Raw genomic sequence first — 8060 nt, 5'->3', positions numbered from 1 at the left:
CTGAGCTAGTATCGCATTAGTTAGTCGCAGCTCTTACTGCCTTGGGCAACAGATAGCGCTTAACTGTAATGTGGTTGCGGGAGCCGGATTTGAACCGACGACCTTCGGGTTATGAGCCCGACGAGCTACCAAACTGCTCCATCCCGCGTCCGGATGCATCAATTAAGTTGATGATTCTTCCCTCTCTCTTCGAAAAGAAAGTGGAGCGATACATCGGGTTCGAACCGATGACCTCAACCTTGGCAAGGTTGCGCTCTACCAACTGAGCTAGTATCGCATTCGTTATTCGCTGTTCATACTGCCTTGGGCAACAGATAGCGCTTAACTGTAATGTGGTTGCGGGAGCCGGATTTGAACCGACGACCTTCGGGTTATGAGCCCGACGAGCTACCAAACTGCTCCATCCCGCGTCCGAATGCATTATTTAAGTTAATGACTCTGTTCTCTAAAAAGAGAGAATTTGGAGCGATACATCGGGTTCGAACCGATGACCTCAACCTTGGCAAGGTTGCGCTCTACCAACTGAGCTAGTATCGCATTAGTTAGTCGCTGCTCTTACTGCCTTGGGCAACAGATAGCGCCTAACTGTAATGTGGTTGCGGGAGCCGGATTTGAACCGACGACCTTCGGGTTATGAGCCCGACGAGCTACCAAACTGCTCCATCCCGCGTCCGGATGCATTGTTTAAGACAATGAGACTAAACCATTTTCATTCTGAGCAAAGCTCTAAGAATAGAATTTGGAGCGATACATCGGGTTCGAACCGATGACCTCAACCTTGGCAAGGTTGCGCTCTACCAACTGAGCTAGTATCGCATTATAAAAGGTCTTTCACCTTTCGATTACCGCTTTCGCCGTAACCTACAAATTGGAGCGATACATCGGGTTCGAACCGATGACCTCAACCTTGGCAAGGTTGCGCTCTACCAACTGAGCTAGTATCGCAATCTGAAAACGTCTTTCTCCGTTCAGGGCTGCGAATTATAAGAGCATTTTTTTGTGATGCAAGTCCTTAATGCAAAATTACGAAACTTTTTACTCAACTGCTGTAAAAGCACACAGATTTGCAAAAAAAACGGCTCTTATGTCCCTGAAAAGTTAGATAAACGTGATCATTTTATTCGACTAGATGTTAATAATCGTTTTTCGGTAGTACTGCAGCTCGGCGATCGACTCTCGAATATCGTCTAACGCAAGGTGACTTCCCGACTTAGAAAAACCATCTAACACTTCAGGTTTCCAACGACGAGTCAGCTCTTTCAGAGTGCTTACGTCAACATAGCGGTAGTGGAAGTACTCTTCTAACTCTGGCATGTGCTTGTATAGGAAACGGCGGTCTTGACCAATGCTGTTGCCACAAATTGGTGACTTACCTTTTGGTACCCATTTTTCAAGAAACTCAATGGTTTGTTGGATGGCATCTTGCTCTGAAACCGTGCTTTCTTGAATTCGCTTCACAAGGCCGCTGCCAGTGTGCGTCGTTGTGCACCACTCGTCCATCTTGTCCAATTCACTCTGAGGTTGGTGAATAGCCAAAACAGGTCCTTCAGCCAGGATGTTAAGCTCACTATCAGTAACGATAGTAGCAATTTCAATGATTTTATGAGTTTCAGGATCAAGTCCTGTCATCTCTAGATCAACCCAAATAAGGTTCTGATCGCTAAAGGACATAAGGCGTCGCCTATTTGTTTATGTGTAAAAGAGGTACTATACCCAAATAACTATACTCAAACTAGCTTTAGGACCATCGAAATCACGTGGTACCAGCAACATCCTGTTTGAGTCCCCAATCATCAAGTTAGATGTGTTAAGTGAAAAATTGTGGCTAAAAAAAAGAAGTTAACCAAAGGTCAAGTACGTCGTGTACGTAGCAACCAGAACAAGCGACTCAAGAAAGAAGATTCTATCCAATGGGATGAGAACATGCTTGGCGGAACCAAAAGCGGACTCGTGATTACGCGCTTTGGCCAACATGCTGATATCGAAGATCTTGAAACTAACGAAGTTCATCGTTGTAACTTACGCCGTAGTATCGAGACTTTAGTTTCTGGTGACCGAGTGACTTGGCGCGCAGGCTTAGAATCAATGGCCGGTATTTCTGGCGTTGTGGAAGCGGTTGAGCCGAGAACTTCAATGCTGACTCGCCCTGATTACTACGATGGCCTAAAGCCAGTAGCTGCGAACGTCGACCAAATGGTTATCGTATCGGCTGTGCTACCAGAGCTATCACTTAATATTATCGACCGTTACCTAATTGCTTCAGAAACGGTAAACATCGCGCCGCTTGTTGTACTGAACAAGGTCGATCTACTGACTGATGAGCAGATTGCTGAATACCGTGAAACACTTAAAGAGTACGAGAAGATCGGCTATAAAGTGATGTTCGTGAGTAAAGAGTCTGGCTACGGCATCAAAGAGCTGGAAGCTGAACTCAAAGACCGTATCAACATCTTTGTTGGTCAATCGGGTGTGGGTAAATCAAGCCTAGTGAATGCATTAATGCCTACGCTAGACATTGAAGAAGGCGAAGTCTCTGAGAACTCAGGTCTTGGTCAGCACACAACCACGGCAGCTCGTTTATACCACTTCCCTTCTGGTGGTGATCTGATTGATTCACCAGGAGTGCGTGAATTCGGCCTATGGCACCTAGAGGCCGACGAAATCACTGAAGCCTTTATCGAGTTCAAGCCTTACCTTGGCGGTTGTAAGTTCCGTGACTGTAAACACATTGATGACCCAGGCTGCATCCTGCGCGAAGCGGTAGAAAACGGAAAGATCAGTCGATTACGTTTCGACAACTACCACCGCATCATTGAAAGCATGGCGAGTAACAAAGATAACCGTCAGTATTCACGCAACAAAAAAGCCGATCTCTAATCGCGTTTTTGTGAACAAATGTGTGCATTTACTGACAATTGGCGCGAATTTAAGTAACATCTCGCGCCCTAAACCGTCATCGACAGATTTAATTGAAAAACAATTAGCATTGGAAAATTAATACAATGGATAAGATTAAAGTTGGATTGCAGTACTGGATTCCACAACATGGATTAACTCGCCTAGTCGGCAAACTTGCGTCTGCTAAAGCGGGCGGCTTAACGACAGCGATCATCAACTGGTTCATCAAGCAATACAAAGTGAACATGGATGAAGCTCTGCATAGCGATCCAAAACACTTTAAAACATTCAATGAATTCTTCGTGCGTGAATTGAAAGAAGGCATGCGTCCTATCGCTGAAGGTGAGTCTGTTATTGTTCACCCTGCAGATGCACGTGTGAGCCAATTTGGCCCAATTACTGACGGTCAACTGATTCAAGCGAAAGGCCATAACTACTCAGCTCGCGAGCTATTGGGTGGTGATGCTGCGCTAGCGGATGAATTTAAAGACGGTGAATTCGCAACGCTTTACCTGTCTCCAAGTGATTACCACCGCGTGCACATGCCATGCGACGGCACACTGCGCCAGATGATCTACGTTCCAGGTGACCTTTTCTCAGTTAACCCGTTAACGGCAGAAAACGTTCCAAACCTATTCGCACGTAATGAGCGTGTCGTTTGTATCTTCGATACGGAATTTGGCCCAATGGCACAAGTGCTGGTTGGCGCAACGATCGTAGGTAGCATTGAGCAAGTATGGGCAGGTACCATCACCCCACCTCGTGGTAACTCGGTTTACAAATGGGATTACCCTGCACAAGGTGACAAAGCAATCATCTTGAAGAAAGGCGAAGAGATGGGCCGCTTTAAGCTTGGTTCAACCGTTATCAACCTGTTCGCTAAAGATGCGATCAAGTTTGACGACACTATGCAAAATGGCGAGAAAACGGTTCTTGGTACACCTTTCGCGCACATTGCTGGCAAAGAAGCGCAAGCAAATGACGATGTTGTTACCGATTCTGCTGAGAACACTGACCAAGCTTAACAATTTGAGTTAACTCATTTAAGCTTTCAAGGCGCGTTACTTTTTCTATTTCAGAGAAGAACGCGCCTTTTTCTTAACTCTACCGATTCATTTGCTACTCAAGCTCTAACAACTCAATCTTTCAAACCCTGCCCAGCCACCTGATGCTTCTCACTCTTGTCTCTAATTGCCCAGATAAAAGATTGACCAAAAACAAAACAACTGTCGAAACCTTAAACAACTTTTTGATTTTCCAACCCGTCTCCAAGTACCAGAAATCCAGATAACTTACTCTATTTGAAGATATTTTATTTATAGGGTCTTTGTACATGCCTAAACTCAATGTTGGCGTTCTGGTCAAGCTGTTGATTTGTTTTGCGATTCCCTTAGGCGTGTTATTCATGCCGATAGATTCAATACCAATCGATGATCTCACGCTGATTCAACACCGCCTGTTGGCGATATTCTTATTAGCAGCCCTGCTGTGGGTGCTTGAACCTGTTCCGGTATTCGCCACTTCCATTTTGATCATTGCGCTTGAACTGGTGATGATATCTGACAAAGGTTTACACCTATTTAGAAATCCACCAGCGGGGCACGATCTCGGTGAGTTAATCAAATATACCGACATCTTCGGTGCATTTTCGTCACCGATCATCATCCTTTTCATGGGTGGTTTTGCTCTTGCGATATCCGCATCCAAGTATGAACTCGATAACAACCTAGCTCGAGTGCTTCTCAAACCATTTGGTACAGAACCGCGCTTCATTATGCTCGGCTTAATGCTGATCACCGCCGTGTTCTCAATGTTCATGTCAAATACCGCAACGACGGTAATGATGCTTGCACTGCTCGGCCCTATCGTGGCATCTGCACCAAAAGGCGATATGGGTATCAAAGCGCTCGTGTTGTGTATTCCAATTGCTGCCAATACTGGCGGTATCGCAACCCCAATCGGTACACCGCCCAATGCCATCGCGCTGCAATACCTAACGGGTGAAAATACCATCGACTTCCTCAGCTGGATGATGATGGGCTTACCCTTTGTGATCATCCAACTCACCATCGCTTGGTTTCTTCTACAAAAACTCTTCCCTTCTAAAGAAAGAAACATGGTGCTCAAGCTTGATGGACAATTTAGAAAGAGCTGGCGACCGATTGTGGTTTACATCACCTTCGCTGCGACAATCTTATTGTGGATGACCACCAAACTGCACGGCATGAACACCTATGTCGTGTCTATCATTCCACTGGCTGTGTTTACGCTCACTGGCATCATGGGCAAAGAAGAACTCAAGCTGATTAACTGGGATGTGTTGTGGCTGGTCGCAGGTGGTATTGCGATTGGTATTGGCTTAGATAAAACAGGCTTAGCCGCTGCACTCGCACACGCAATTGACTATGAATCGCTGTCACCTGCAGCTGTGGTACTGACATTGTCTATCGTGTGTTGGTTAATGGCGAACTTCATGTCAAACACTGCGACGGCCAACTTGCTGATGCCGATAGCCGCTGCAATTGGTGCTTCCATGGAAAGCCTAGTTGCGATTGGTGGTCTGCAAGGCTTGCTGGTTGTGGTCGCCTTCTCTGCGTCACTTGGCATGATTCTGCCCGTATCGACACCACCAAACTCACTGGCCTACTCGACCGGGCTTATCGAAAGCAAAGACATGGCGAAGATGGGCATCATCTTAGGTATTGTGGGCTTGCTGATGGTTTACCTCGCCCTGTTTATCATCACCTAGTACGTTAATCCCTACTAATGCCCTTCCAGATAGTAATCACGTCTTTGCTATCTGGAAGGTTTAGTGCATATTGAATCCCCCACTTCTACATTTTGACACGGACGTACACTTCAATGGGATTCGAATGGCTGGCTCTTGCTGCCGCTTTTCTTTGGGCTATCGCGAGCCTGATGTCAGTAAAGCCTGCTCAACACTTAGGTTCTTTCGCCTATAGCCGTTGGCGCATGGGTTGCACTGCTATCATCTTATCGAGCATGGCTTGGTTTACTGGTGGCTGGTCAACGGTCGAAGCAGACCTAGTCACGCCGATGATGCTGTCTGGGCTAATTGGCATCTTCATTGGTGATACCGCCCTATTTGCTTGTTTGAACAGAATGGGACCGCGCCAAGCAGGTTTGCTGTTCTCTTGTCACGCCGTGTTCTCGGCAATTCTTGGTTACTTCCTATTTAGCGAAAGCATGACTTCGGTGGAGCTGATTGGCTCGGCTTTGGTGTTCAGTGGTGTATTAACCGCGATATTCTTTGGTCGTCGAGGACAAGCCAACAACCAACTCGAAACCATCAAGGGCACCGTGTGGATTGGTGTAGCTCTCGGAATCACTGCCGCTATTTGCCAAGCCTTGGGCGGTATTATTGCAAAACCCGTGATGCAAACCAGCATAGACCCTGTTGCCGCTTCAGCGATTCGTATGATTACCGCTTTTGTTGCTCACTCCGCATTTCGTCTAACTGGCGCTAAGCTCTCACGCGCAATCAACCCGATGAATGGTCAAATATTTGCGATTACCGCAGTGAACGGATTTTTAGCGATGGCGGTGGGAATGACGCTGATCTTGTATGCACTGCAAGAAGGAAATGTCGGCATGGTTGCTCTGTTGTCTTCAACCACACCTATCATGTTGTTACCAATACTTTGGCTGTACACCAAACAGAGACCAAATGCCTACGCTTGGATCGGTGCCATTGTTGCCGTAGTAGGTACTGGTATTCTAGTCAGCTAGCTAGTGAAGTTAATTGGCAGCTGATTGGAAACTGAGAGTGAATAGCTAATGACTATTCACTCTCAGTAAAAACAAAAGCAAAAAGTTAAGAACGTGGGAAAGGAAAAGCCGTCACGTCATCGATGTGGTCATAACCTAACGCCAGCATGATCAGACGATCAATACCTAAAGCAACACCCGCACAGTCTGGTAAGCCCGCTTTTAATGCCTCAATCAAGTGATGGTCAATCGGTTGAGGCGATAAGCCCATCTCAATACGTTTGGCATTGTCATCTTCAAAGCGCTTGAGCTGCTCTTGTGGCTTATCTAATTCATGGAAGCCGTTTGCTAACTCGATGCCTTTGAAATACACCTCAAAGCGATCCGCCACTCGCGAATCCTCAGGATTAATCTTAGCCAATGCCGCTTGTGAAGCCGGAAAGTCATAAACAAACGCAGGGACTTGTTGGCCTATTTTGGCTTCAACCCCAATACTAAACAGCAACTGCAGCAAGGTATCACGATCTTCTTCAGGGTCAGCTATATCGCTGAGCCCAAGTTTTGCTGCGGCTTGCTTTAGCGTAGCCATCGAATCTTCCAGGGGACACACACCTAACACGTCAATAAAGGCTTGTTGGTAAGTCATTCGCTCTGCTGAGCCCGATTTAAGTACCTGCTGTAACAGCAAATCCATTTCATCCATCAGGTCATGGTGATCAAAGCCAACGCGATACCACTCCAACATGGTGAACTCAGGGTTGTGGTAACGGCCATTTTCTTCATTCCGGAAAGACTTACAAATTTGATAAATACAGCCACTGCCGGCCGCTAATAGACGTTTCATATGAAACTCAGGGCTAGTCATAAAGAATAGAGGCTGACCGTGCGCATAACCCGGCCCTACGAATTCAGTTTTGAAAGTATGCAAATGCACGTCCGTCACCGTGGCGTGGCTCATCGCAGGCGTATCCACTTCCATCACGTTTCGCTCAGCAAAGAACTGACGGATTTGATTAAGGATATCAGCACGTTGCTTTAACTGCTTAATGGTTGCGGCTGGTTGCCATGTTGAGTGCATTATTAAGTTCCATATTACTGAATTCTAGGCGACGGAAATTACCACCTTTCGCCTCTTTTGTAAGCTTCTATCTTTCTATAGATGGAAGCAAAATGTTGCTTTAATGAAGCCAGAAAATTACGTTCTACAATACAATTATCAATACAGCTTTCACATCCACATTGATAACAAAAATCATACTCAACAAGCCGTTAACACAAGTCTTGTGGGTTAATCGTTATCAACAATTCATTGCCGTGATTGCAGTCACATAACCTATAATTTCTATGCCTCCATATGCACTACCGACCTAAAAACCCAAATGCATCAACTTTTCGAATACCTTCCTCTCTTACACTGAACCTACCACTTAAGG

At 46.0% G+C, this 8060-nt stretch carries 6 protein-coding genes and 7 tRNA genes; 4 read left to right on the top strand and 9 right to left on the bottom strand.

The genetic code is table 11. The features are described from left to right. Positions 1–71 precede the first annotated feature (71 nt). From AB4323_RS07510 to orn, 8 genes are all read right to left on the bottom strand, one after another. Positions 72–148, bottom strand: a tRNA-Met gene (locus AB4323_RS07510). A gap of 53 nt (positions 149–201) precedes the next feature. Then, positions 202–277 (bottom strand) — tRNA-Gly (locus tag AB4323_RS07505). A 56-nt stretch (positions 278–333) separates the two neighbouring features. After that, positions 334–410 (bottom strand) — tRNA-Met (locus AB4323_RS07500). Positions 411–461: 51 nt separating this feature from the next. Then, positions 462–537: transfer RNA gene (locus AB4323_RS07495), tRNA-Gly, on the bottom strand. A gap of 56 nt (positions 538–593) precedes the next feature. Beyond that, a tRNA-Met gene (locus AB4323_RS07490) sits at positions 594–670 on the bottom strand. 70 nt (positions 671–740) lie between these two features. Further along, a tRNA-Gly gene (locus AB4323_RS07485) sits at positions 741–816 on the bottom strand. A gap of 53 nt (positions 817–869) precedes the next feature. After that, positions 870–945, bottom strand: a tRNA-Gly gene (locus AB4323_RS07480). Between the two features lie 180 nt (positions 946–1125). After that, the gene (orn, locus tag AB4323_RS07475; RefSeq protein WP_010434065.1) at positions 1126–1671 is read right to left on the bottom strand and encodes an oligoribonuclease; all 546 of its coding nucleotides are present in this window, start codon (positions 1669–1671) and stop codon (positions 1126–1128) included. Between the two features lie 150 nt (positions 1672–1821). On the opposite strand from orn, the gene rsgA reads away from it, so the two are divergent. From rsgA to AB4323_RS07455, 4 genes are all read left to right on the top strand, one after another. Next, the gene (rsgA, locus tag AB4323_RS07470) at positions 1822–2877 is read left to right on the top strand and encodes a small ribosomal subunit biogenesis GTPase RsgA (RefSeq protein WP_017061306.1); all 1056 of its coding nucleotides are present in this window, start codon (positions 1822–1824) and stop codon (positions 2875–2877) included. Between the two features lie 125 nt (positions 2878–3002). Further along, positions 3003–3923, top strand: a complete 921-nt coding sequence (gene asd / locus AB4323_RS07465) for an archaetidylserine decarboxylase (RefSeq protein WP_017063172.1) — start codon at positions 3003–3005, stop codon at positions 3921–3923. A gap of 308 nt (positions 3924–4231) precedes the next feature. Then, positions 4232–5647, top strand: coding sequence for a DASS family sodium-coupled anion symporter (locus tag AB4323_RS07460; RefSeq protein ID WP_372152088.1), 1416 nt, complete (start codon positions 4232–4234; stop codon positions 5645–5647). Positions 5648–5760: 113 nt separating this feature from the next. Further along, a complete protein-coding gene (locus AB4323_RS07455; RefSeq protein ID WP_017071213.1) occupies positions 5761–6648 on the top strand; it encodes a DMT family transporter in 888 nt (295 codons plus the stop codon). 85 nt (positions 6649–6733) lie between these two features. Here AB4323_RS07455 and epmA read toward each other — a convergent pair whose 3' ends face one another. Next, positions 6734–7705, bottom strand: a complete 972-nt coding sequence (epmA, locus tag AB4323_RS07450) for an elongation factor P--(R)-beta-lysine ligase (RefSeq protein WP_017071212.1) — start codon at positions 7703–7705, stop codon at positions 6734–6736. Positions 7706–8060: the final 355 nt, after the last annotated feature.

Source organism: Vibrio sp. 10N.261.52.C11 (assembly GCF_041471405.1).
Classification (GTDB): Bacteria; Pseudomonadota; Gammaproteobacteria; order Enterobacterales; family Vibrionaceae; genus Vibrio; species Vibrio crassostreae_C.
Note: the sequence above shows the minus strand (reverse complement) of the source record. Positions and strands in the feature narration are given on the sequence as shown.